The sequence below is a fragment of the Hymenobacter caeli genome (assembly GCF_013294115.1).
In the GTDB taxonomy this organism is placed as follows: Bacteria; Bacteroidota; Bacteroidia; order Cytophagales; family Hymenobacteraceae; genus Hymenobacter; species Hymenobacter caeli.
On record NZ_JABSNP010000004.1, the window covers coordinates 220,496 to 243,815 of the forward strand.

At 64.7% G+C, this 23,320-nt stretch carries 21 protein-coding genes and 2 tRNA genes; 15 read left to right on the forward strand and 8 right to left on the reverse strand.

Annotation, left to right across the window (positions count from 1 at the left end):
- The first annotated feature begins 16 nt into the window (after positions 1-16).
- Positions 17-2,554 carry a TonB-dependent receptor plug domain-containing protein gene (locus HNP98_RS06235; RefSeq protein WP_173809179.1) on the forward strand — a complete coding sequence of 846 codons (2,538 nt, stop codon included), beginning with the start codon at positions 17-19 and terminating at the stop codon, positions 2,552-2,554.
- A gap of 58 nt (positions 2,555-2,612) precedes the next feature.
- Here the strand turns inward: HNP98_RS06235 and HNP98_RS06240 are convergent, their stop codons facing one another.
- The 3 genes from HNP98_RS06240 to mfd all read right to left on the reverse strand — a co-directional run bounded on the left by HNP98_RS06240 (position 2,613) and on the right by mfd (position 6,761).
- Positions 2,613-2,828, reverse strand: coding sequence for a hypothetical protein (locus HNP98_RS06240; protein ID WP_173809180.1), 216 nt, complete (start codon positions 2,826-2,828; stop codon positions 2,613-2,615).
- 284 nt (positions 2,829-3,112) lie between these two features.
- On the reverse strand, positions 3,113-3,310 hold the full coding sequence (locus HNP98_RS06245; RefSeq protein ID WP_173809181.1) for a hypothetical protein: 198 nt from the start codon (positions 3,308-3,310) through the stop codon (positions 3,113-3,115).
- A 37-nt stretch (positions 3,311-3,347) separates the two neighbouring features.
- A complete protein-coding gene (gene mfd / locus HNP98_RS06250; RefSeq protein WP_173809182.1) occupies positions 3,348-6,761 on the reverse strand; it encodes a transcription-repair coupling factor in 3,414 nt (1,137 codons plus the stop codon).
- A gap of 150 nt (positions 6,762-6,911) precedes the next feature.
- Here mfd and HNP98_RS21825 point away from each other — a divergent pair, with 150 nt between their 5' ends.
- The 3 genes from HNP98_RS21825 (at position 6,912) to HNP98_RS06265 (ending at position 9,475) form a co-directional block, all read left to right on the forward strand.
- Positions 6,912-7,283: a hypothetical protein gene (locus tag HNP98_RS21825; protein ID WP_173809183.1), complete on the forward strand. Its 372-nt coding sequence runs from the start codon at positions 6,912-6,914 to the stop codon at positions 7,281-7,283.
- A 64-nt stretch (positions 7,284-7,347) separates the two neighbouring features.
- Positions 7,348-8,088: a metal-dependent hydrolase gene (locus HNP98_RS06260; RefSeq protein ID WP_173809184.1), complete on the forward strand. Its 741-nt coding sequence runs from the start codon at positions 7,348-7,350 to the stop codon at positions 8,086-8,088.
- Positions 8,089-8,446: 358 nt separating this feature from the next.
- Complete coding sequence (locus HNP98_RS06265) at positions 8,447-9,475, forward strand: NYN domain-containing protein (protein WP_173809185.1); 1,029 nt, start codon at positions 8,447-8,449, stop codon at positions 9,473-9,475.
- Positions 9,476-9,590: 115 nt separating this feature from the next.
- Here the strand turns inward: HNP98_RS06265 and HNP98_RS06270 are convergent, their stop codons facing one another.
- Positions 9,591-10,097: a PaaI family thioesterase gene (locus HNP98_RS06270; protein WP_173809186.1), complete on the reverse strand. Its 507-nt coding sequence runs from the start codon at positions 10,095-10,097 to the stop codon at positions 9,591-9,593.
- 77 nt (positions 10,098-10,174) lie between these two features.
- Here HNP98_RS06270 and HNP98_RS06275 point away from each other — a divergent pair, with 77 nt between their 5' ends.
- From HNP98_RS06275 to HNP98_RS06285, 3 genes are all read left to right on the forward strand, one after another.
- Entirely contained in the window at positions 10,175-10,315 is a 141-nt protein-coding gene (locus HNP98_RS06275) for an Mpo1-like protein (RefSeq protein WP_217425667.1), read from the forward strand.
- 227 nt (positions 10,316-10,542) lie between these two features.
- Positions 10,543-11,034, forward strand: coding sequence for a YajQ family cyclic di-GMP-binding protein (locus HNP98_RS06280; protein WP_173809187.1), 492 nt, complete (start codon positions 10,543-10,545; stop codon positions 11,032-11,034).
- 102 nt (positions 11,035-11,136) lie between these two features.
- Positions 11,137-11,907 carry a TerC family protein gene (locus HNP98_RS06285; protein ID WP_173809188.1) on the forward strand — a complete coding sequence of 257 codons (771 nt, stop codon included), beginning with the start codon at positions 11,137-11,139 and terminating at the stop codon, positions 11,905-11,907.
- Positions 11,908-11,960: 53 nt separating this feature from the next.
- Here the strand turns inward: HNP98_RS06285 and HNP98_RS06290 are convergent, their stop codons facing one another.
- Together HNP98_RS06290 and HNP98_RS06295 are read right to left on the reverse strand one after the other, a co-directional pair.
- The gene (locus HNP98_RS06290; protein ID WP_173809189.1) at positions 11,961-12,380 is read right to left on the reverse strand and encodes a hypothetical protein; all 420 of its coding nucleotides are present in this window, start codon (positions 12,378-12,380) and stop codon (positions 11,961-11,963) included.
- Between the two features lie 197 nt (positions 12,381-12,577).
- Entirely contained in the window at positions 12,578-13,111 is a 534-nt protein-coding gene (locus HNP98_RS06295) for an RNA methyltransferase (protein ID WP_173809190.1), read from the reverse strand.
- 219 nt (positions 13,112-13,330) lie between these two features.
- Between HNP98_RS06295 and mutS the strand changes: the two genes are divergently transcribed.
- From mutS to HNP98_RS06325, 6 genes are all read left to right on the forward strand, one after another.
- Entirely contained in the window at positions 13,331-15,994 is a 2,664-nt protein-coding gene (gene mutS / locus HNP98_RS06300; RefSeq protein ID WP_173809272.1) for a DNA mismatch repair protein MutS, read from the forward strand.
- A gap of 132 nt (positions 15,995-16,126) precedes the next feature.
- Positions 16,127-16,202, forward strand: a tRNA-Gly gene (locus tag HNP98_RS06305).
- Between the two features lie 40 nt (positions 16,203-16,242).
- Complete coding sequence (locus tag HNP98_RS06310) at positions 16,243-16,740, forward strand: HNH endonuclease signature motif containing protein (RefSeq protein ID WP_173809191.1); 498 nt, start codon at positions 16,243-16,245, stop codon at positions 16,738-16,740.
- Positions 16,741-16,824: transfer RNA gene (locus HNP98_RS06315), tRNA-Leu, on the forward strand.
- Between the two features lie 179 nt (positions 16,825-17,003).
- A complete protein-coding gene (locus tag HNP98_RS06320) occupies positions 17,004-17,720 on the forward strand; it encodes a GAF domain-containing protein (RefSeq protein WP_173809192.1) in 717 nt (238 codons plus the stop codon).
- A gap of 56 nt (positions 17,721-17,776) precedes the next feature.
- A complete protein-coding gene (locus HNP98_RS06325) occupies positions 17,777-18,775 on the forward strand; it encodes an AAA family ATPase (RefSeq protein ID WP_173809193.1) in 999 nt (332 codons plus the stop codon).
- A 92-nt stretch (positions 18,776-18,867) separates the two neighbouring features.
- Here the strand turns inward: HNP98_RS06325 and HNP98_RS06330 are convergent, their stop codons facing one another.
- Both HNP98_RS06330 and HNP98_RS06335 read right to left on the reverse strand, forming a co-directional pair.
- Positions 18,868-20,778: a T9SS type A sorting domain-containing protein gene (locus HNP98_RS06330; RefSeq protein ID WP_173809194.1), complete on the reverse strand. Its 1,911-nt coding sequence runs from the start codon at positions 20,776-20,778 to the stop codon at positions 18,868-18,870.
- Positions 20,779-20,887: 109 nt separating this feature from the next.
- Entirely contained in the window at positions 20,888-21,604 is a 717-nt protein-coding gene (locus tag HNP98_RS06335) for a pyridoxine 5'-phosphate synthase (protein ID WP_173809195.1), read from the reverse strand.
- Between the two features lie 113 nt (positions 21,605-21,717).
- Between HNP98_RS06335 and HNP98_RS06340 the strand changes: the two genes are divergently transcribed.
- A complete protein-coding gene (locus HNP98_RS06340; RefSeq protein WP_173809196.1) occupies positions 21,718-22,740 on the forward strand; it encodes a hypothetical protein in 1,023 nt (340 codons plus the stop codon).
- 88 nt (positions 22,741-22,828) lie between these two features.
- Positions 22,829-23,293: a GatB/YqeY domain-containing protein gene (locus tag HNP98_RS06345; RefSeq protein ID WP_173809197.1), complete on the forward strand. Its 465-nt coding sequence runs from the start codon at positions 22,829-22,831 to the stop codon at positions 23,291-23,293.
- The last annotated feature ends 27 nt before the right edge of the window (positions 23,294-23,320 follow it).

Sequence of the window (23,320 nt, forward strand, 5' to 3'; positions counted from 1 at the left end):
TGAGTAGCTTTCACCGATGAACGCACCTTTTTTCCGCAACGGCTGGGCGCTGGCCCTGCTGGCCGGTCCCGGCCTGCTGGCCCTGACGGCCGCCCGGCCCCGCCCCCCCGAAGAGAACATCCTCCAGCGCATCGCCCGGCAGGTGAGCGAGTACTACGCCGCCGTGCTGCCCGAGAAAGCCTACCTGCACCTCGACAAGCCGGTGTACGCCACCGGCGAAACCATCTGGTTCAGCGCCTACGTGGTGGACGCCCTGCGCCACCAGGCCGACTCCACGAGCCGGGTGCTGTACGTCGATTTGGTGTCGCCGGAGCAGAAAATCGTGTCGCGCCGCACCCTGCGCCTGCAAGGCGGCCGCGCCGCCGGCGACATCGACGTGACCGACACGCTGGCGGCCGGCGTGTACCAGCTGCGGGCCTACACCACCTGGATGCGCAACGCCGGCGATAACTTCATCTACAGCCGGCGCTTGCAGGTGTGGCCCGCTTCGCCCTACACCGCCGAAGCCGTGCCGCCGATGGCCTCGGCCGCCCGCAAGGCCGGGGCCCCGGCCCCCGCGGCGGCTCCGGGGGGCCGGCCCGACGTGCAGTTTTTCCCCGAAGGCGGCAGCCTGGTGGAGGGCCTGCCCGCGGTGGTGGCCTGCAAGGCCGTGGCCCCCGGCGGCCGCGGCGTGGACGTGCGTGGCCAAATCCTGGACGAGCGCAACGCGGTGGTGGTGGCCGCTTTTGCCACCGCGCACCTGGGCATGGGGCGCTTCGCCTTCGTGCCCGCCGCCGGCCACCAGTACCACGCCCACCTCACGCTGCCCGGCGGCGGCGCCGCCGACTACCCCTTGCCGGCCCCGCAGGCCAGCGGCTACGTGCTGCACGTAGCCGACGCCGGGGCCGAGTACGTGGTGGAGGCCCGCTACCACGCCGCGCCCGGCACCACGGCCCCCGCCCAGGCCATGCTGCTCACGGAGGTGCGCGGCTACCTGGTGTACATCGGCCAGCGCCCGCTCGACGGGCCCGCGCCGGCCACCTGGCGGCTCGCCAAGGCGCGCTACCCCAACGGCATCCTGCACATTACCCTGGTTGACGAGAAGGGCACGCCCCAGGCCGAGCGGCTGGCCTTCGTGCAAAACGGCCCGGCCGCCCTGCCCGCCACCATCACCGCCGACCGGCCCAGCTACGGCCTGCGGGCCCCGGTGCAGGTGCGCGTGCGCGTGGCCGACGCCGCCGGCCAGCCCGTGGCCGCCCACTTCTCGGTGGCCGTGGCCGAAGGCAGCGTGGGCGGCCTTGACCCCAACGCCGAAACCATCGCCTCGAACCTGCTGCTGACGTCGGACCTGGCGGGCTACGTCGAAAACCCCGGCTACTACTTCCAGGCCCCGTCGGCCGCCACGGCCCAGGCCCTCGACAACCTGCTGCTGACCCAGGGCTGGCGGCGTTTCGTGTGGAAAGACGTGCTGAGCGGCCAGCCGGCCGCTGTGCCGTTTGCCGCCGACAAGGCGCTGGCCCTCAGCGGGCAGGTGCTGAGCGAGCACGGCTACCGCCCCATCCCCAACAGCCAGCTCACGTTCGTTGAGACCCGGCCCGTGCGGCAGGTCACCACCGGCACCACCGACGCCAGCGGCCGCTTCAACTTCGTGGGCTTCGACGGCCGCGACACGGCCGTGGTGACCCTGCAAGCCCGGCGGGCCCAGGGCGGTTCCAACGTCGTCATCCGCACCGACACCGGGCCGCCCCTCGTGGGCCCGCCGCTGCCGCCGCTGCCCGCGCCGCCGCCCGCCATCGTCGATTACATGAAGCGCAGCCGCCAGCAGCAGGCCGACGAGCACGAGATGAACCCCAACCTGCACGCGGGCATGGTGGTGCGCAACATCCTGCTCGGCAACGTGGCCGTGACGGCCAAGCGCGTGGTGGTGCCGCCCAACGATTCGCGCCGCCTTTACGGGGCCACGGGCGGCACGCTGGTCGATTTCACCGAAATTCCTTCGGCCCAGTCGGGCATGAACATCCTCCAGGTGCTGCAAGGGCGCATCGCCGGCCTCACCGTCACCGGCAACCCGCCCAACATGAGCGTGCAGATTCGCAACCAGGGCACGCCCATCTTCATCCTGGACGGCCAGAAGGTGGACCTCGAATTCATCAGCAACCTCACGTCCAACGACATCGAGGCCGTGGAAGTTTTCAAAGGCACCGAGGCGGCCATCTTTGGGGGCTCGGGCGGGGCCATCGCCATTTACACCAAGCGCGGCGACTCGAAGTACAAGGGGGCCGACAAGGGCCCCGCGCCGGGCATTGCCACCGTGCGCCTGCCCGGCTACTACCAGGCCCGCGAATTTTACGCGCCGCGCTACGGGGCCCCCACGCTCACCGCCCCGGGCCCCGACCCGCGCCGCACCGCCCTCTACTGGAACCCCGACGTGCGCACCAACGCCGCCGGCGAGGCCGCCTTCACAGTGTTCACGGCCGACGTTAACGGTACTTTCCAAGTAGTGGCCGAAGGGCTCACGCCCGCCGGCCAGCCCGTGCGCGGCACCGCCACGGTGGTGGTGCAGGGCAATAAATAAAAAACCGGCCCCTCGCGTGGGCGGGGGGCCGGCCAGGGGGCGCTGGCAGTGGCCCGGGCTACTTCTTCGCGCCCGGCTTCACGGCCGCGTTCTTGCCCATCGACTGGGGTTTGTCGTTGCCCGTGGCTGTGCCCTGGCGGGCGGCCTTGGCCGTGGAGCTGGAGCGCGACGCCCGGTTGGCCCCCGTGGCGGGGGCCGTGTCCACTTTCTGGCCGGGCTTCACGCCGGCGTTCACCGGGCCGTTGGGCGCGGCCGTTTCGGGGTTGCCCACCACGGGCTTGTGGTTGGTGGGGCCCGACTAAGCCTGGGCGGTGGCAATACCAGCCGCCAGGACAGCCAGGAAAAGGAGCTTTTTCATAAAAAAAAAGGAAGGGAAAGCGTAGGCCATAACAACACTTCCCGCGCCGTTTTGGCCCGCTCCGTAGCAAGTTTTTCCCAGGTTTAATCCTACTGTTTAGCTTCGGTCAGCGGCGAGCAGCAATGGTGGGGAAGGGTAATAAAAATCCCGGCTCGGTAACCACCAAGCCGGGATCCATCAGTTTCTCAAGCGCCGGAATTCTAGATGGCCTTATTGAAAACGGCCGCTTCCAGCCGCTGAAACCGCGCTTCGTAGGCGGTGAGGATGGGGAGTAGCGCATCCATCTGGGCCCCTTGCTCATCGGCGCGGGTGCCTTGTTGCTCGGTGTGCCGGTCCATGCGGCGCAGCAGGTCGGCCAGCAGGGCCTCAATCTGTCCAAAACGCTCGTTGTAATCCATGGGTTAATTGTTTTGCGCAAGGTAGCGAAATCCGGTTTTATGCCTCCACCAATTCAGCACTGCCCAGCTCGGCCAGTACCTTTTTGGCCTGCGGGATGGACTTCACTTCCTCGAACGTGATGACCAACTGCTCTTTGCGTTCCTTCATGCTGGCGCTGCGGGCGTGGGTCTGCACGTAGTTAAGAATGTCGCCAAATTGGTCGCCCTGGAAGTACGCCTGGTGCTCGGGGCCCGCGGGCAGGTAGCCCTTCAGCGTGTCGCGCTTCAGCGTGAGCTTGGCGAAGCCCAGGCGGCCGGCTTGCCAGCGCAGGCGCACGAGGTCGGCGAGCTGCTCCACCTCGGCCGGCAGGGGCCCGAAGCGGTCTACCATACTAGCCAGTAGCTTGCGCAGGGCCTCGGGCTTCTCGGCCCGGTCGAGCTTGGCGTACAGCTGCAAGCGCTCCGACACGTTGCTCACGTAGCGGTCCGGTATCAGCACCTGGCGGTCGGTTTCCACGCTGCACTCGTGGTTGCGGGCGGCCCCGGCGGCGGCTTGCAGGCGCTGGTTCGAGTCGCCCATGAACAGGTCCTTGAACTCGGTTTCCTTCAATTCGCGCACCGCCTCGTCCAGGATCTGGTGGTAGGTTTCGTAACCTAAGTCGTTGATGAAGCCGCTCTGCTCGCCGCCCAGCAGGTTGCCGGCCCCGCGAATGTCGAGGTCGCGCATGGCCACGTTGAAGCCTGCGCCGAGGTCCGAAAACTCCTCCAGCGTGCTCAGGCGCTTACGGGCGTCGGCGGGCAGGCCGGCCACGGGCGGCGTCAGCAGGTAGCAGTAGGCCTTGCGGTTGGAGCGGCCCACGCGGCCCCGCATCTGGTGCAAGTCGCTGAGACCGGCCAGGTGCGCCCGGTTGATGATGATGGTGTTGGCGTTCGGAATGTCGAGCCCGCTCTCGATGATGCTCGTGCTCACCAGCACGTCGTACTCGCCCTCCACGAACTTCATCATGCGCTTCTCCAGCAAGTCCCCCTCCATCTGGCCGTGGGCGTAGGTGATCTTGGCGTCCGGCACGAGGCGCAGAATCATGCCCGCCACTTCCTCGATGTCCTTGATGCGGTTGTGCACGAAGAACACCTGCCCGCCGCGCTTCAGCTCCCGGGCCACCGCGTCGCGGATCAGAATCTCGTCGTACACGTGTAGCTCGGTTTGCACCGGCTGGCGGTTGGGCGGGGGCGTGGCAATTACGCTCAAATCCCGGGCCCCCATTAGCGAGAAGTGCAGCGTCCGTGGAATCGGCGTGGCCGAGAGCGTGAGCGTGTCCACGTTCACCTTCAGCTCCTTGAGCTTGTCCTTGGTCTTCACGCCGAACTTCTGCTCCTCGTCGATAATCAGCAAGCCGAGGTCTTTGAAAACGATGTCCTTATTGGTCAGCCGGTGCGTGCCAATCAGAATATCGGTTTTGCCCTCCGCCACGCGCTGCAAGGTTTCCTTGATCTGCTTCGTGGTTTTGAAGCGGTTCACGTACTCCACGGTCACCGGCAGCGTGGCCAGCCGGTCCCGGAACGTCTTATAGTGCTGCATCGCCAGGATGGTCGTCGGCACCAGCACCGCCGCCTGCTTGCCGTCGGCCACGGCCTTGAAGGCCGCCCGAATGGCCACCTCCGTCTTGCCGAAGCCCACGTCGCCGCAGACAAGGCGGTCCATCGGGTGGGGCTGCTGCATGTCGTGCTTCACGTCCTCGGTGGCCTTGGCCTGGTCGGGCGTGTCCTCGTAAATGAAGCTCGATTCCAGCTCGGCCTGCATAAAGCCGTCGGCCGAAAAGGCGAAGCCCGGGGCCGTCTTCCGCTTGGCGTACAGCCGAATAAGGTCGGCCGCAATGTCCTTCACCTTCTTCTTGACGGCCCGCTTCTTATTCTCCCACTCCGGCGAGCCCAGTTTGCTCATGCTCGGTGGGGCCCCCTCGGCGCCGCTGTACTTGGCAATTTTGTGCAGCGCGTGGATGCTCACCGTCAGCACGTCGTCGTCGCGGTACACCAGCCGGATGGCCTCCTGAATCTGCCCGTTAATATCTACCTGCGTGAGGCCCGCAAACCGGGCAATGCCGTAGTCCTGGTGCGTCACGTAGTCGCCGGGCTGCAAGGTCTTTAGCTCGCGCAGCGTCAGCGCCTTTTTCTTCGAGAACTTCTTGGTTTCCTGGGCCCGGTAGTAGCGCTCAAACAGCTGGTGGTCGGTGTACACGGCCAGGCCCATCTGCTCGTCCACAAAGCCCTCGCGCAGGGCCAGCAGCAGGTGCTGGAACTGCACGTTGTTGTCAATCTCGTCGAAAATTGTGCGCAGCCGGTCGGCCTGCCGCACCGTGTCGGCGGCAATAATCGTGGTGAAGTCGCGCACCTGGTTCTCGCGCAGGTTCTTCGCCATCCGCGGGAATTCCTTGTTGAAGCTCGGCTGCGGCTTGGCTCCAAACTGAAACGAGTCGGCATTTTTGAAGTGGAACCGTTTGCCGAACTCCACCACCGCAAAGCCGTCGAGCGACTTCTTGAAGTTCTTACCCGACTCAAACAAGTCGGCCGGCTTGCTCACAATCTGCATGCCGCCGCCCTCGCCCAGCATCGCCTGGAAGTTGGTTTCCGCCCGCTCGTACAGGTCCGCCACCACGTCCAGCGTCTGGCGCACGTCCTTCAGCCACAGGCAGGCCGTGGGGGGTAAAAACTCGAAAAAAGCCTCCCGCTTTTCCTGCAACAGCTTGGTTTGCACGTTCGGAATAATGCTCACCTGCGGCCGCGGCTCCACCGACAGCTGCGTTTCCGGGTTGAACGTGCGGATGCTTTCAATCTCGTCGCCGAACAGCTCCAGCCGAAACGGCAGGTCGTTGGCATAGCTGAACACGTCCACGATGCCGCCGCGCACGGCGTATTGCCCGGCCTCGTACACGAAATCCGTCTTCTCAAAATCGTACTCGCCCAGCAACTCGCCCAGGAAATTCACGTCCAGCTTGTCGCCCGTTTTGGCCGTGAACGTGTTCTTCACCAGGCTCTGGCGGTTAATAACCTTCTCCGTCAGCGCCTCCGGGTACGTCACGATGAACACGCCCTGCCCCGCTGCCCCGCCGCGCACGGTGTTGAGGCGGTTCAGGGCCTCGGCGCGCATCAGCACGTTGGCGTTCTCGGTTTCGTCGAACTGGTAGGGCCGCTTGTACGAGCTGGGGAACAGCAGCGCCTCGCTGCCCTCGGGCAGCAAGTGCTGCAAATCGGCCAGGAAATACGCCGCTTCTTCCTTGTCGTGCAGCACGAATACGTGGGCGTGCTGGGGGTTGGCGGCCGCGGTGGCCACCACCGCATCCTGGCTGCCCACCAGGCCGCGCAGGTGCAGGCGCACGCCGCCGGGGCCCGGCTTAGCGGCCTCGCGCAGGCGGGCGGCCAGGGTCTGGATTTCGGGCGAGAGGCGGTATAGGCGCAGAAAATCAACTACTTGCACAACGGTCGGGGCTAGGCGGAAACACGTAAAGCAGCCCGGCCAGAACGTATTCCGGCCGGGCTGGCCCCTGCAATACACCCGGGGCCCGGCGAAGGTTTCCGGCCGTACCTTGCAAATGAATCCCGCACTTTTTACCGTTGCCCGCGTTTTATGGATAACAAAGACTTGCCCCTGGTCGTCGCCGAAATTCTCATCGAAATGCACGAAGTCCGTACCGATATTAAAGAAATGCGCGGCGATATAAAAGACCTGAGGAAAGACGTTAACGAGATGCGCGGCGATATCGGCGAGATGCGCGACGAAATGAAGGGGTTGCGCACGCAGATGAACTACGTGGGCACCCAAATCGGCGGCTTGGTGAACCAGATGGAGCGCAACCGCGTCGATGCCAAGCAGGACACCGAGCGGCTCATCCACGCCATGTCCGTGAACATGGGCCAGCTGGTGAGCCACCAAGTTGACTCCCGTATCGCCATCAAAGACCACGAAACGCGCATCGGCCGCCTGGAGCAGGGCGAGTAGCTCTGCTTGGTTTGTGAAGGCCCGCCCTAGCTTTGTGGCGGGCTTTTTTGATTTAACTTTTTCCGTGCGCGGATCTTCCCACCTGGCCATCGGCCTCATCACGGGCGTGGCCGTTGCGGGCCTAGCCCCGGGCGTGCCGGCCTCGCTGGCCGGCGTGGCCCTGGCCGGCTTCTCGGCCCTGGCCCCCGACCTCGACCACCCCGAAAGCCGCCTGAGCCAGCGCTTGGGCTTCGCGCAGCACTACGTGCGCTGGGCCTTCGTGGTAGGGGCCCTGGTCATCGGGGCCTACAGCTACCTGTACCTGCACGTGGGCGGCGGGCAGCGGCTGTACTACCTCATCGCGCTGGGTTTTGGGCTGATTGGGGCCGGCCTGCAGGGCGGCTCGGCGCGGCGGCTGGCGCTGCTGTTCACGGGGCTGGCCACCGGCGTGGCGGGCCTCTACGCCGGGCAGCTGTGGCTGAGCCTGCTGGGGGCCTTCGTAGCCCTGGCCCCCTTCACCAGCCACCGCTCCTGGACGCACACCGCGTGGGCCACCGCCTTCTGGACCTACACCGGCTACCTGGCCGAGCACCACCTGGGTTGGCACGGCGTGGCGCTGTTTGCGGGCGCCGGCTACGCCTCGCACCTCGTGGCCGACAGCCTCACCAAAGCGGGGGTGAAGTGGTTGTTTCCGCTGTTCGGCTACGCCTTTAAAATCCCGTTAATCCGCACCGGCTCGGCCACCGGCAACCTGCTGGAAGTGGGCATCTGCGCGGGTTACGCGCTGCTAGTGCTGGGCTTAGTGATAGGAAGAATAGGACTATAATGATTATTTTCTGTGCTTGGACCGAAAAAGAAACCGGCAATCGGTTGCTTTAATCGGCACGGGATGTTAGCTTCGCAGCGGATATATGAAGAGTTGAGGCAGGCCGCTGCCCGGCACGCATTATTTGGTGCGGTCCCAAGCGGCTCTCGGTGAGGGTATTTGTTTAGTTATTCACTATAATTATAATTAACGGCCGAAAAGGCCCCGGTTGGCCCCGGCTTTTGCCTGCCACCGCTCCCTCCCCACTTCCGACCTGCCATACCCCTTGCCGCCATTGCCGCGCGGCTCGGTGCGTTACCGTCTACTCCTCCCACCTAAAATCGTCTCTCATTTACCAATACTTTACCCAACCATCCGCATGAACCAGATGAATAGCCCCCTGATTCGCGTCGGCGTGTTCTACGACGGCAATTATTTTTTGAAAATCAGCGACTATTATTATTTCCAGCACGAGCGCAAAGCCCGCATCAGCCTTGAAGGGCTGCACGAGTTTATTCGCCACCAGGTTGCTGAGGAAGAGGATGTGGACGTGCGCCTGGCGCAGATCACCGACGCGCACTTTTTCCGGGGCCGCCTCTCGGCCACCGAAGCCCGCGACAAAGACCGGCTGTTTCACGACCGCCTGCTCGACGATATCCTGATGAACCTGGGCGTGAGCACCCATTACATGCCCCTGAAAACCCGCGACGGCCGCCTGCAAGAGAAAGGCATCGACGTGTGGCTCTCGCTGGAGGCCCTGGAGCTGGCCCTGCACAAAACCCTCGACGTGGTGGTGCTCATCGCCGGCGACTCGGACTACGTGCCCCTCATCCGCAAGCTCAACACGGTGGGCACCCGCGTAATGCTGCTGAACTGGGACTTCAAGTACGAGGACTTCAAGGGCGAAACCCGCGTGACGCGCGCCTCGCAGCAGCTGCTGGAGCAGGTGACCTACCCCGTGGCCATGCACGCCGTGATTGACCGCGGCCTGACCGCCCAGGACGAAGTGGTGGAGGCCCTGTTCGTGAGCCAGTCGGAGCCGGCCGCGTTTGCGCCCAGCGCCGCCAGCGCTGCTTCGGCCGCCGCTGCCGCCAAAGTGGCCCGCCCCACCGGGCCCACCGCCGCCGGCCCCGTGGGCACCACCGGCATGAGCACCATCAAAAACCTGAAAAACGGCTTTGGCTTCGTGGTGATGCCCCCCAACAACCTGTTCTTCAGCTACGCCGACCTCACCGAGGGCGACTTCAACGACCTGCGCGAGGGCGACTGGGTGGAGTTCACGGTGGGCCGCAACCACCGCGACGAGGACTGCGCCCGCAACGTGCGCAAAGTGGCCGCCCCGCACCTGGGCGACACCGACGACTACGAGCCCGAGCCCGCCCTGCGCACGGAAACCGCCGAGCTGTAGCTTTTTTGAGCCGTTAGCTTTCAGCCATTAGCTGTTAGCTTTTCGATGGTATGAATAAAAAAAAGCGCCGCGGGGCCCCCGCGGCGCTTTTTTTGGGCCTTGGCGCGGGCGCAGGCTAGCGAATGTGGTCCGACTCGGGGCCCCGCAGCAGCTGCGCGAAGTCGCGCTTGTCGGCCGGGTAGCGGTTGAAGGTGCCCAGGCCGCGGGCCACGGCCACGTCGGGGGCCCCGGCCGCCACGCGGTACACCACGCAGCTGCTCACCAGCAGGCGCTGGCCGGTGTGTTCCACGCGGCCCTCGGCCCGCAGCTCGTCGTGCAGGTGCACGGGGTGCAGGTAGTTCATTTTGAACTCGACGGTGGACACCAGCTCCTGCGCGGCGAAGGCCAGCGTGAGGGCCGCCGCCCCCAGGGCCGCATCCATCAGGCCGGCCAGCACGCCGCCGTGGCAGGTATTGGGCGACGAAAGGTGGGCCGGTAGCACGCGCATCCGGTAGTCGGCCTGGCCGGGCCCCGGCACGGTGAGGACCATGCCGTTGGCGCGGCCGTAGTGGTTAATTTGGTTGTACACGGCCACCATCGCGGCCAGGTTGGAAGGGGCGGCGGGCGGAAAAGCGTCGGGCATGGCGGGTGAGAAGAGGCGAGCTTAGGTTTGGGCCGGCAAGTTTGGTTAAAACCCGCGTTATCAACCAACCCCGGTTGATGGACCCTGGCCGGTTTGCCCCGCCGGGGCCCGCCGGGGCCCGCCGGGGCCATTTTTTTATGGGGCGCAACCGCCCCGCTACCCTCCAGCACCCCTGGCTTTCGCTGCTGGGCGATTTTCAGCTGTACGCCGACCTGTGACGCGGCCGCGAGAAGCTCCAGCAAATGCCGCCGGGCCGGGCCCAACCCAAGCGGCCAGTGGCGTGGGCCCGCTCGGGCCCCGGCGCAACGCCCCGGGGCGCGGCGCGTACTACAAGCCCCCTGCGACGGCGGCGGGCCAGCCGGCCCGCCCGGCGGCAAGTTGGCCCGCGGCTATCTTCGTGCCGGGCAGGCCGGGGCTTCATCTGTACTTTAACTTGATAATCAGCATGGCTTCTTTCGACATCGTGAGCAAAGTGGACCCGCAAACCCTCGAAAACGCGGTGAACACGGCCCAAAAAGAACTTCTGACCCGCTACGATTTGCGCGACACCAAGGGCGGCATCGAGCTGAATAAGAAGGAAAACACCATCCTGCTGTCGTCAGAAAACTCAATGCGCGTGAAGGCCCTCGAAGACATTCTGCTGGGCCGCGTGGTGAAGCAGGGCATTGACGGCACGAGCCTCGACTTCACGGCCGACGAGCAGCCCAGCGGCCAGCTCATCAAGAAAACCATCAAGGTGCGGGCCGGCGTAGACAAAGAGTTCGGCCGCAAAATCATCAAGGCCATCAAGGACGCCAAGGTGAAGGTGGAGGCCCAAATGCAGGACGACCAGGTGCGCGTCACGGCTAAAAAAATCGACGACCTGCAGGCCGCCATTGCCGTGCTGCGCCGCTCCGACATCGGCTTACCGTTGCAGTTCGTGAACATGAAATCCTGAAAAATGTGGAAATGAGATGCTGTGGAAATGTGAGAAATAATCAATCTGCCCAATTTTTTCATTTCTCGCATTCTCGCATTCTTACGTTTTCACTATTGATTTATGTACGATTTCTCGGCCTTTGGGCAACTGCAAACCTGGATTAGCCTGCTGACCCTCACGTTCATGGAGATCGTGCTGGGGATTGATAATATCATCTTCATTTCCATCGTCGTCAACCTGCTGCCCCGGGCCCAGCAGCCGCGCGGGCGCACCATCGGCCTGCTGCTGGCCCTGGTGTTCCGCATCGGACTGCTCACGAGCATCTCGTGGCTGGTAAGCCTGCGGGCCCCGCTTTTTACGCTGCCCATCCAAACGGCCGAAGGGCCCTTCGGCGTGACGGGCCGCGACCTGATTTTGATGGCCGGGGGCTTGTTTTTGCTGTATAAAAGCACCGTCGAGATTTACGAAAAGCTGCAAGGCCACGACGACGACGCCACCGGCACGGGCAAGGCCGGCAGCACCATGCTGGGCGTAGTCATCCAAATCGTCATCATCGACATCGTGTTCAGCTTCGACTCCATCCTCACGGCTGTGGGCCTGGTGAGCAACGTGCTGGTGATGATTGCGGCCGTGGTGCTGGCCATGTGCATCATGTTGGCATTCTCAGGCGTAGTGGCCGATTTTGTGAACCGCAACCCTACCATCAAGGTGCTAGCGCTGTCGTTTCTGGTCATGATCGGCGGCATGCTCATTCTCGAAGCTGCTCACCAGGAAGTGCCCAAAGGTTATGTTTATTTCGCCATGTTCTTCTCGCTGCTGGTGGAGCTGCTGAATATGCGGATGCGCAAAAATACCGATGCCGTGCAGCTCCAGGATTCGCAGTACGAATAAGCCTCCGAATACCCAGGCGCTAGCGGCCGGGCCCCGCGGGGCCCGGCCGTTCTTTACTCGGTGGCCAGGAGTACTACAGCGGCAACCTGGTCGAGCACGCGCTGCTGGGCCAGGGCCAGCAGGCGGCGGTTTAGCTCGGGCCGCTGGGTGCGGTAGTAGGCGTATTCTTCGGCCGTGAACAGGGCCGTGACGAGGCCGACGATGGTGTAGCGCAGCTTGGTGTTGCGGCCCAGCAGTTCGGTAAGCAGGCGCTGCCGGGTAGTGGCGTCGGCCGCGGCCAGGGCAATGTGGTGGTCGTGCACGAAGTCGGCTACGGCGGCCAGCAGGAGTGCGTTTTGCAGCTTCAGCACGGGGCGCAGCGTGGCGTGCAGGAAGTCGCCCACGGTGTCGGTGGCCGCGTCGGCGGGCGTTTGGGTGGGTACCAGCGGGCGCAGGGCGCGGAGCTGGTCGTCGGGACGGAAGAAATCGGGCATGGCTTTTTGGAGCTGTTAGCCATTAGCTGTCAGCTTTTAGCCTCGTTGTAATTTAATTTAGAAAAGATACGTTGCCAAACAACCTATTGATAAGCAATGTGTTATACAGCTAACAGCTAACAGCTAACAGCTAACAGCTAACAGCTAACAGCTAACAGCTAACAGCTAACAGCTAACAGCTAACAGCTAACAGCTAACTACACTACGCCCAGCTTCACCAGCACGTCCCAGAGGACTACGCCGGCCGCCACGCCCACGTTCAGCGAGTGCTTGGTGCCGAACTGCGGGATTTCCACGGCCACGTCGCACAGGGCCAGCACCGCGTCGTCCACCCCGAACACCTCGTTGCCCAGCACCAGCGCCAGCGGCCGGCCCGGCGCGGGCTGGAACTGCGGCAGCGGCACGCTGCCCGTGGTTTGCTCCACGGCCACCACCTGGTAGCCGGCCGCTTTTAGGGCCCCCACGGCGTCGGCCGTTTCGGGGGCGTATTCCCAGGCCACGGCGGCCTCGCTGCCCAGGGCGGTTTTGGTGATTTCGCGGTGCGGCGGCCGGCCGGTAATGCCGCAAAGCCAGATTTTTTCGAGCGCAAACGCGTCGGCGGTGCGGAACACGGCGCCCACGTTGTGCAGGCTGCGCACGTTGTCCATCACCAAAACCACGGGGCTTTTGGGCGTACTTTTGAAGTCGGCCACCGCCACGCGGTTCAGCTCGGCCATGGTAAGTTTTCGCATGGGCAGTAGCGCGAACTTTGTGGTTCGCGTCGTCGGTTTACGTTAATTGAATGGCGCGGCGGCGGCCATGATTTGCGCTAAAAAATAGCCTTCACCCCCACAAACGCGAACTACAAAGTTCGCGCTACTTCTGCTTTGTCCGCTCCCAAAAAAGAATTCGTCATCAAGTCGGTGGGCCCCGACCACTTCACCGCCGCGCCGGTGATTGACACGCCTTTGATGAAGCAATACTACCAGCTCAAAACCCAGTACCCGGGCGCGGTGCTGCTGTTTCGGGTGGGCGACTTCTACGAAACCTTTGGCGAAGACGCGGTTACGGCCAGCCGCATCCTCGACATCACGCTCACCAAGCGCGGGGGCGGCACGCCCAGCGAGGTGCCGCTGGCGGGCTTCCCGCACCATTCGCTCGATACGTACCTGCCCAAGCTGGTGCGCGCCGGCCAGCGCGTGGCCATCTGCGACCAACTCGAAGACCCCAAGCTGGCCAAGGGCCTGGTGAAGCGCGGCATCACCGAACTGGTGACGCCTGGCGTGAGCCTGCACGACAACGTGCTGGAGCGCCGCGCCAACAACTACCTGGCCGCCATCCACTTCGGCAAGGCCGAGGCCGGTATTTCCTTCCTCGACATCAGCACCGGCGAGTTCCTGGTGGCGCAGGGCGACATTGGCTACCTGGGCAAGCTGCTGCAAAACTTCGGGCCCGCCGAGGTGCTGTTTTGCAAGCAGAGCCGCGGCGATTTTGAGCGGCACTTTGGGCCGGATTTCTGCACTTACGGGCTGGACGAGTGGGTGTTCGGGCCCGACTACGCCCACGACACGCTCACGCGCCACTTCCGCACCACTTCGCTTAAGGGTTTTGGCGTGGACAACCTCAAGGAGGGCGTCATCGCCGCCGGCTGCATCCTGCACTACCTGGCCGAAACCAAGCACGCCAACCTCAGCCACATCGCCAGCCTGGGCCGCCTGGAGGAGGACAAGTACGTGTGGCTCGACCGCTTCACGGTGCGCAACCTGGAGCTGATCCAGGCCCAGCACCCCGGCGGCGTGCCGCTCATTGACATCCTGGACCAGACGCTGACGCCCATGGGGGCCCGGCTCTTGCGGAAGTGGGTGGTGCTGCCGCTGAAGGAAGCGGGCCAGATTCAGCGCCGCCTCGACACCGTGGGGGCCCTGGTGGCCGACGAGGACCTGCTGGCCGACCTCACCCAGCACCTGCGCCAAATCAACGACCTGGAGCGCCTGATCAGCAAGGTGGCCGTGCGCCGCGTGAACCCCCGCGAGCTGCTGCAGCTGGCCCGGGCCCTGGAAGCCGTGGAGCCCATGCGCGCCCGCCTGGCCGGCTCCGGCGTGCGGGCCCTGGAGAAGCTGGCCGACCAGCTCAACCCCTGCCTGGCCCTGCGCCGCGAAATCCAGGCTAAAATCAAGTCTGACGCGCCGTTGCTCACCAACCAAGGCGGCGTGCTGAACGACGGCGTGGACGCGGAGCTGGACGAGCTGCGCGGCCTGGCCTTTTCGGGCAAAGATTACCTCTTGCAGCTGCAAGTGCGCGAGCAGCGCAACACGGGCATCTCGTCGCTGAAAGTAGCTTACAACAAGGTGTTTGGCTATTACCTGGAGGTGACGAACGCCCATAAAGACAAGGTGCCGGCCGAATGGATTCGCAAGCAGACGCTGGTGAACGCCGAGCGCTACGTGACCGAGGAGTTGAAAACCTACGAGGAAAAAATCCTCCACGCCGAGGAGCAATTGTTCGTGATTGAGCAGCGCATCTACACCGATCTGGTGCTGAGCGCGCTCGATTTCGTGCCCCAGATTCAGCAAAACGCCCGCGCCATTGGGGTGATGGACTGCCTGGCCAGCTTCGCCCTCACGGCGCGCCAGCACCGCTACGTGCGGCCCACCGTGAACGACGGCACGGTGCTCGACATCAAGCAGGGCCGCCACCCCGTCATTGAGCGCCAGCTGCCGCCCGGCGAGAGCTACATCCCCAACGACATCTGCCTCGACCAGACCGACCAGCAAATCGTGGTGATTACGGGGCCCAATATGGCCGGCAAATCGGCCTTGCTGCGCCAAACGGCCCTCATCGTGCTGCTGGCCCAAATCGGCTCGTTTGTGCCCGCCGAAAGTGCCACGGTGGGCATCATCGACAAGATTTTCACCCGCGTGGGGGCCTCCGACAACCTGAGCAAGGGCGAGAGCACCTTCATGGTGGAGATGACCGAAACCGCCTCCATCCTCAACAACCTCTCCGACCGCAGCCTCGTGCTGATGGACGAAATCGGGCGCGGCACCAGCACCTACGACGGCATCAGCATCGCCTGGGCCATTGTGGAGCACCTGCACAACAACCCCAAAGCCAAGGCTAAAACGCTATTTGCCACCCACTACCACGAGCTGAACCAGCTGGCCGACGATTGCCCCCGCGTGCGCAACTACAACGTGGCCGTGAAGGAGGCCGACGGCCGCATCCTGTTCCTGCGCAAGCTTCAGCCGGGGGGCTCCGAGCACAGCTTCGGCATCCACGTGGCGCGGCTGGCCGGCATGCCCACCGCCGTGGTGCTGCGGGCCAACGAAATCATGCACCACCTCGAAGTGGAGCGCACCAGCGCCGGCGCGGATGATACCGGGGCCCCCACGGAGTTCGACGCCGCGCTGGTGGGGCTCGACGAGGGGCCCCAGCCGGCCCAGCCCCGGCCCCGCGCCACCTCGGCCGTGGCCACGGCGCCCCGCGCCCAGCTCCAGCTGAGCATGTTCGAGCCCGGCGACCCGGCCCTCGAACGCCTGCGCGAGCTGCTCCAAAACCTCGACGTGAACACCCTCACGCCCATCGAAGCGCTGCTAAAACTGAACGAATTAAAGCTCGCGCTGGGCACGGCATAAAAATTTTGAGCCTGAAAATGAGCCCCAAAGGTGCGCCAGGGGCCGGTTTTATCCCGCACGCCTTGCCCCGCGTTCAAATAACGTTACCTTTGTACCACCATTCGCCGCTACGCTAGTCGTCGCGGCCCTCCTGCGAGAGTAGCTCAGTTGGTAGAGCGCGACCTTGCCAAGGTCGAGGTCGCGAGTTCGAACCTCGTCTCCCGCTCCAAAAATTTAAACGCCGCCTTTGGGTGGCGTTTTTTGTTTCTATGGCCGCTGCCCGCAAATGCCTCAGTACGGACGACGACTTTCGGCAAGCCGTGGCCGTGAGCCTGTCGGTGCGGCAGGTGCTGGGCCATATTGGGCTGGTACCGGCCGGTGGCAACTACAAAACGGTGTACGCCCGCATCAAATTGCTGGCGCTGGACACAAGCCACTTTACCGGGGCCGGCTGGAATCAGGGTCCCCGCTACCAAATGCTCGGCAAGCCTTTTTCTTGGGACGGCGTCTTGGTTGAAAATTCAACCTACACCTCCACTTTTCGCCTTCGGAACCGGCTGATTGCGGCAAGATTAAAAGCGGCACAGTGCGAAACGTGTGGGTTGACGGAGTGGTTGGGACAGGCCATCCCGTTGGAGCTACACCACGCCAACGGCGTGAACAATGACCACCGACTCGCTAACTTGCAGTTGCTTTGCCCCAATTGCCACGCGCTGACTGAAAATTATCGGGGCAAAAATCAACAGCGTAAAAAGGTAACTGCTTAAGCCAGAGTGGTGAAACTGGTATACACGCGACACTTAAACTGTCGTTTCCGTGAGGAAGTACGGGTTCGATTCCCGTCTCTGGTACAATGCAACAGCCCCGTTTCTGGCCCAGAAACGGGGTTGTTGCGTTAGAAGATGAATGGCAGTTGGCCGAGGGACTCTGCATTTGCCAGGACTTGGACGCGGTAGCTGGGGGCTAGGATGTGCTAGAATAGTATCGTATCTTTGAATACTAATATGGTGTTTTAACGGGAGATAATTGCATGGCCATTGCCCATCTTGCCTCGTTGCCCCTCGCGGAAGAGTTGCGCCTGCAGGCGCTGCGGCCGTACCAGCTCCTCAATACGATGCAGGACGAGACGTTCACGGAGCTGGTGCGCCTGTCGGCCAAGCTCTTCAACGTCCCCATCGGCATCGTGGCTTTTGTGGAGGAAGAGGAAGTGAGCCTGGGCCTCAACCACGGGCTGGAGCCGGGCCTGGACCGGGTGAGCCGCGGGGAAACCCTGTGCTCGGTGGCCCTGCTGAACGAAGGAACCACGGTTTTTGAAAACCTGCACGACCACCCCTGCGACTTGGTGAGCCCCATGCTGGTGCAGCGGCTGCGCCTGGGTTTCTACGCGGGCCGTACCCTGCGCACCGCGGCGGGCTACCCCATCGGCGTGCTCTGCGTGATTGGCCACAAGCCCCGCTCGTTCAGCGAGGCCGAGGCCGGGCTGCTCGAGCGGCTCGCCGCGGTGGTAATGAGCCTGCTCGACTTGCGCCTGCACCTGCAGCAACAACCCACCTGGAACCAACGGCTGTGGGAAGCCATCTACGCCCGCATCGATAGTTCCGTGACGCGGCTGGAAACGCTGGCCGCCCTGGCCAGCTGGGAGGAGGAAGACGGCCCCACCGCCCAATCCTATCAGGATTCGGCCCGCGAAGAAAGCCTGCGAATAATCGCGGTGCTGACGGAGCAAATCCGGGCGCTGCGGGCCTGAGGCGGCCGGGCCCCGGGCCGGCGGCGTAATTTGCGGCCCGACCCACGCCCCCGCCGATGCTGCCCGCTCCCGATTCTGCTGCTACTACGCCGCCGCCCGACTACCCCGCCCTCATCCAACGGGTATTTGCCGAGATGGGCAAAGTTGTGATTGGCCAGCAAGTGCTGGTAGGGCGGCTGCTGATTGGCTTGTTCACGGGTGGCCACATCCTGCTCGAAGGCGTGCCGGGCCTGGCCAAAACCCTGGCCGTGTCCACGCTGGCCAAGGTGCTCAACCTGCACTTCCAGCGGGTGCAGTTTACGCCCGACCTGCTGCCCTCCGACCTCGTGGGCACCATGATTTACAACCAGGGGCAGTCGGTGTTCGAGGTGAAGAAGGGCCCCATCTTCGCCAACCTCGTGCTGGCCGACGAAATCAACCGCTCGCCGGCCAAGGTGCAGAGCGCCCTGCTCGAAGCCATGCAGGAAGGCCAGGTCACCATCGGCGAAACCACCTACCGCCTCGACCGGCCCTTTCTGGTGCTGGCCACCCAAAACCCGGTGGAGCAGGAAGGCACCTACCCGCTGCCCGAGGCCCAGGTGGACCGCTTCATGCTGAAGGTGCACGTCGATTACCTCAAGAAGGCCGACGAGCTGGAGGTGATGCGCCGCATGGCCAACCTCAGCTTCCAGGAGGACGTGCAGCCGGTGCTGACGGCCGCCGACATCCAAGGCATCCGCCAGCAAATCAACCAGGTGCAGATTTCCGAAACGCTGGAGAAGTACATCATCGAGCTGGTGTTTGCCACCCGCCGCCCGGCCGACTACGACCTGCCCGACTTCGCGCAGGCCGTGCAGTTCGGGGCCAGCCCGCGGGCCAGCATCGCGCTGCACCGCGCCGCCAAGGCCGTGGCCTACTTGGCCGGCCGCGATTACGTGCTGCCCGAAGACATCAAGGACGTGGCCGCCGACGTGTTCAACCACCGCATTCTGCTCACCTACGAGGCCGAAGCCGACGGCATCCGCACCCAGGACTTGATCGAAGCCATTCTGGGCAAAGTGCCCATCAGCAGCTAGGCTTTCCGTTAAAAGTTGAGGGTTAAAAGTTAAAAAGGAGGCGACTCTTTTTTAACTTTTAACCCTCAACTTTTAACGGAAAGCCAAAAGGCCTATTGCAGGGTGACGGATAAGCTGGCGGCTTGGCTGCCGGCCTGTACCCGCACCACGTAGAGGCCCGGGGCGAGGCTGCTCACGTCGAACCGGGCTTGGGTGCCCGCGGGGGCCAGGTCGAGCGTGCGGGCCTGCACGCGCTGGCCCAGGCTGTTGAACAGGGCCACGGCGGCGGTGCGGGCCCCGGCCACGGCGGGCAGGCTCAGGGTGAAGTCGCGGCTGGCCGGGTTCGGGAAGGCCACCAGCCCGCCGTTGCCCAGCGCGGCGCGGGTGGCCGTGGGGGTGCCAGGCCCCAGGGTCACGTCCACGGCCAGGCGCGAACTGACGCTGTTCAGGCTGCTGATATCGGTCCAGGCGGTGCCGTCCAGGGTCAGGTAAAACGTGGCCGGGCGCAGCAGCGGCGACTCGTCCTGGTAGCCCAGCCCGATGTTATCGGTGCCGATGGTGCGCACGCCGACAAAGAATTTCCCACTGACCGGGATGCTGGGAATGGCCACCGCGTCGGGGCTCGTGGCCGCGGGCCGGGCCCGGACGGGCGACGTGTACAGCGCGGCCCCGGGCTGGCCCGTAGACGTGGCCCCGTACACCACCACCTGGTAGGTCGAGCCAGCCGCTCCGGCCCCCACGAAGGTGGGCGTAACGGTGGTGAGCACCGCGGAATTGATCCGATACCCCACGGCCAGCACGCTGTTGGCGGCATTGTTCACGCCCACGCCCAGGGTCGGGTCGGCGGTCAGGTAGCTCAGGTCGGAGGCCGACAGGGTTTGGGTAATCGTCTGCGACAAGGCCGGCGTACCGGTCGTGGCGGGCACCGCCACGGCGATGGTGTTGGTGCCGCTGGTGGCCGTGATGGGGTAGGTGGCAAACGTCACCAGGGCGGCAGCACCGGGCGCCAGCGACGCCACGGTTTGCGTATTGGTAAAAGTGGTGGCCCCGCTCACGGTCAGCGTCACCGGCAGGTTGGTCAGGGTCGTGTTCGAGTAATTGACAACGCCCGCCTGCACCGCCAGGGGCGAAGTGTAACCAGCCGCTTTGCCCAAGGTGTAGACCGCCAGCGCCAGCGGCGTGGCCACGAAACGGTAGGTGCGGCCCAGGTCGGGCGGCACGTTGCTCCGGAAGTTGTGGGTGTTGAGAATGGTCGTGCCCGTTGCGTCGATGGGGTAGTACCCCGTGCGGAACGTAGCGGCCGACCACGGCAGGCCCGACTGCGTTTTCTCGGCCAGCACCGTCTGCCCGTCGCTCAGCCCCGAGCCCTTGATGCCCACCACCGGAAAGCGCGGACCGGCCGCGCCCGTGCCCGCCACCACCGGCCCGTACACGAATTCGATGGCGTTGGTGCCCTCGTACACCTTTAGCTGAAAGCTAAAGCTGGCGTACTGCGTGGCGGCGGTGGCGGCTTTGTCCTGCACGTTTTTCCACTGCACCGTGCACACCCGGTTGGGTTGGGTGCCCGTGGTGGCTACCCGGTACTCGGTGCCCCCGGCGGCCGTGCCCGCGGCCAGGTCGAAGTTGAACGGGGCCAAGATGTTGACATCGGCCGCGTTGTTGCTCAGGATGGGGTCAACGTTGTTAGATGCCTCGCCCAAGTACAAGTCCACCGCCGAGGGGGCCGTGGCCCCCAGCCGCACGAAACCGTTGGTGTTCAGCACAAACTGCGTGAAGGCGGTGCCGTTAAAGGTAAAAGTGAACCCGATGTCCTGGGCTGCCGAGTTGGCGTCGTCGGTGTTGGCCGTGGCAATGGCCGCGCCCGCAGCGCCCAAATCGGTGTAGGTGCCGGCCACGTTGGCCGAGCCAGCCGGCGTGTAGGGGATGGATTGCGCCGCGGCCATTGCCACGGGCAACATGGCGACTGCTAGCAGCCCCCGGCGCACCCAGGCACGCACGTTGGCAAAAAGTAAGGTTTGCGGCATAAAAAAGAAAAAAATGTGTAAAAATGATACTAAGCAAACCCGCCGCCACTGCTTTGCCGGGCCGGCGTTCGGCCGCAAGCCGTGACGGTGGCATGAACGAGGCCCCCGGCTAGCGCAGCTGGCGTTTGTAAAGCTGAACGGTATTCTCCAGGCCAAGATACAGGGCATCAGCCACCAACGCGTGGCCGATACTTACTTCGGCCAGTTCGGGCAGCTGCTGGTGCAAAAACGCTAGGTTGTCGAGGTCGAGGTCGTGGCCGGCGTTCACGCCCAGGCCCAACTGGCCGGCGCGGGCCGCCGCCGCACGGTAGGGGGCCACGGCGGCCGCGCGGTCGGCGGCGTACTGCCGGGCGTAGGCTTCGGTGTACAACTCGATGCGGTCGGTGCCGGTGGCGGCGGCGGCGTCCACCAGGGCCAGGTCGGGGTCGAGGAAAATGCTGACGCGGCTGCCCAGCCCGTGCAGCTCGGCCACGATGTCCTTCAGGTAGGCCTGCTGCCCCACCGTGTCCCAGCCGGCGTTGGAGGTGAGGGCGTCGGGCGCGTCGGGCACCAGCGTTACCTGCGCGGGGCGCACCTCGCGCACCAGGGCCATAAAATCGGGCGTGGGGTTGCCCTCCACGTTCAGCTCGGTGGTCACCAGGTGCTGAAGGTCGCGCACGTCCTGGTAGCGGATGTGGCGCTCGTCGGGCCGCGGGTGCACCGTAATGCCTTCGGCCCCGAAACGCTCGATGTCGCGGGCGGCTTGCAGCAGGTCGGGCCGGGCGTGCGGGCCGCGGGCGTTGCGCAGGGTGGCAATCTTGTTGATGTTAACGCTTAGCTTCGTCATGGAATAGCGGGGTATATTGCTGGCAAAAGGACCGGGCCGCGAAGGTCGGGCCCTTCCTGCGTACCACAACCGGCGGCCGGCCCCGGCGTTTGCCGCTTTCCCCAACTTTTCTGATGGCGCTGGTCCTTCCCGCTGTTTCCCGCCTGCGCCCGCTGCTGCTGTTTGCCGGGCTGGCGCTGGCCGTTGTGGCCACCGAGCACCTCGTCACCACGCGGCCCATCTTTTTCCAGCGCCCCGCGTTGCCGATGGCCGTCGCGTTCGACGTGCTGGTGGGGCTGCCGGCCTTGTTTTATTGGCTGGTGGTGCGCCGCTACGGGTTGCCCCTGAGTACGTTGGTGGCCGCGCTGGGGGCCTGCCTGGCGCTGGCCACGTGGCTGCTGCCCGCAGGCCAGCAACAGCCCTTGCGGGCCCTGGCCTTCCTGCCCGCCCTGCTCGAAGGCGCCACGCTGGCGTTGGCCGTGGCCCGCGCCGGCCGCCTGTGGCGGGCCTACCGCGCCGCCCGGCAGCACCGGGGCCGGGGGCCCAGCCTGGGCCAAGCCCTGGAGCAGGTGCTGGGTTGGCCGGGCGTTTTGCTGGTGGCTGAAAGCAATATGTTGCGCTACGCCGTGCTGGGCTGGTGGGCCCCGCTAGAAGTGCGACCGGCCCACGCCGCCTTCAGTGGCCACCGCGAGTCGGGGTTTGTGGCGCTAATGGCAACGGCTGGCTTCCTCACGCTTATCGAAACCGCGGCCGTCCACCTCGTGGTAGGGCATTGGCACCCGGTGGCGGCCAACTGGCTCACGTTTTTGAGCCTGTACACCGTGCTGCTGCTGGTGGCCCACGCCCACGCCGTGCGGCTGTGCCCGGTGCTGCTAAGCGACGCGCTGCTGGAGGTGCGCGTGGGCTTTGCGTGGCGGGTGGTGGTGCCCCGCGCTGCCGTGGCGGCCGCGGCCATCCGCGAAGCTCCGGCCCCCGCGGCCGATATGCTGAACGCGGCCAAGGTGCTGCTGGCCAGCTCTAACGTGCTGCTTACGTTTGCCGCGCCCGTGGTGGTGGCGGGCCCCTACGGCACCCGGCGCACCGTGCGCCGGCTGGCGCTGTACCTCGACCAACCCCGGGCGTTTTTGGGGGCCCTGGCCGGCGGGCCGGCCGCCTGAGGTAGCCGCCCGGCGCGTTGCGCCGTAATCTTGCACTGGCAACCGGGCCCCGCCCCGCTGCCCGTTCCCCACCCAAAATCCCTGGCCCATGCCCCTGAAAGAAACTCTCGACGCCGTCATCAAGCAAGCCATGCTGGCCAAAGACAAGGTGCGCCTCACCACGCTGCGCTCCCTGAAGTCGCAAATCATGCTGGCCGAAACGGCCGAAGGGGCCCACGGCGCGGCCCTCACCCCCGACGCCGAGCTGAAACTGCTTAACAAAGCCGCCAAGCAGCGCCGCGACGCTGCCACCATTTACAAAGAACAGTTCCGCTCCGAGCTGGAAGCCAACGAGCTGGCCGAGTTGGCCATCATCGAAGAATACCTGCCCCAGCAGCTCACGGAGGCCGATTTGGTCGAGCGCCTCGTTCACATCATCCAGCGCGTGGGGGCCCAGGGCCCGTCCGACCTGGGCAAGGTGATGGGCGTGGCCGCCCGCGAGCTGTCCGGCCAGGCCGACGGCAAAATGATTTCCCAAGTGGTCAGCAACCTGCTGAACAACACGAATCAGTGAGTGAATGGGCGAATGACTGAATCATTG

Coding starts and splice junctions, on each gene's coding strand:
- HNP98_RS06235 (WP_173809179.1), top strand. CDS start 17: ATGAACGCACCTTTTTTCCGCAACGGCTGGGCGCTGGCCCTGCTGGCC.
- HNP98_RS06245 (WP_173809181.1), bottom strand. CDS start 3,310: ATGGATTACAACGAGCGTTTTGGACAGATTGAGGCCCTGCTGGCCGAC.
- HNP98_RS21825 (WP_173809183.1), top strand. CDS start 6,912: ATGGATAACAAAGACTTGCCCCTGGTCGTCGCCGAAATTCTCATCGAA.
- HNP98_RS06265 (WP_173809185.1), top strand. CDS start 8,447: ATGAACCAGATGAATAGCCCCCTGATTCGCGTCGGCGTGTTCTACGAC.
- HNP98_RS06270 (WP_173809186.1), bottom strand. CDS start 10,097: ATGCCCGACGCTTTTCCGCCCGCCGCCCCTTCCAACCTGGCCGCGATG.
- HNP98_RS06275 (WP_217425667.1), top strand. CDS start 10,175: ATGGACCCTGGCCGGTTTGCCCCGCCGGGGCCCGCCGGGGCCCGCCGG.
- HNP98_RS06280 (WP_173809187.1), top strand. CDS start 10,543: ATGGCTTCTTTCGACATCGTGAGCAAAGTGGACCCGCAAACCCTCGAA.
- HNP98_RS06285 (WP_173809188.1), top strand. CDS start 11,137: ATGTACGATTTCTCGGCCTTTGGGCAACTGCAAACCTGGATTAGCCTG.
- HNP98_RS06290 (WP_173809189.1), bottom strand. CDS start 12,380: ATGCCCGATTTCTTCCGTCCCGACGACCAGCTCCGCGCCCTGCGCCCG.
- HNP98_RS06295 (WP_173809190.1), bottom strand. CDS start 13,111: ATGCGAAAACTTACCATGGCCGAGCTGAACCGCGTGGCGGTGGCCGAC.
- mutS (WP_173809272.1), top strand. CDS start 13,331: ATGAAGCAATACTACCAGCTCAAAACCCAGTACCCGGGCGCGGTGCTG.
- HNP98_RS06310 (WP_173809191.1), top strand. CDS start 16,243: ATGGCCGCTGCCCGCAAATGCCTCAGTACGGACGACGACTTTCGGCAA.
- HNP98_RS06320 (WP_173809192.1), top strand. CDS start 17,004: ATGGCCATTGCCCATCTTGCCTCGTTGCCCCTCGCGGAAGAGTTGCGC.
- HNP98_RS06325 (WP_173809193.1), top strand. CDS start 17,777: ATGCTGCCCGCTCCCGATTCTGCTGCTACTACGCCGCCGCCCGACTAC.
- HNP98_RS06330 (WP_173809194.1), bottom strand. CDS start 20,778: ATGCCGCAAACCTTACTTTTTGCCAACGTGCGTGCCTGGGTGCGCCGG.
- HNP98_RS06335 (WP_173809195.1), bottom strand. CDS start 21,604: ATGACGAAGCTAAGCGTTAACATCAACAAGATTGCCACCCTGCGCAAC.
- HNP98_RS06340 (WP_173809196.1), top strand. CDS start 21,718: ATGGCGCTGGTCCTTCCCGCTGTTTCCCGCCTGCGCCCGCTGCTGCTG.
- HNP98_RS06345 (WP_173809197.1), top strand. CDS start 22,829: ATGCCCCTGAAAGAAACTCTCGACGCCGTCATCAAGCAAGCCATGCTG.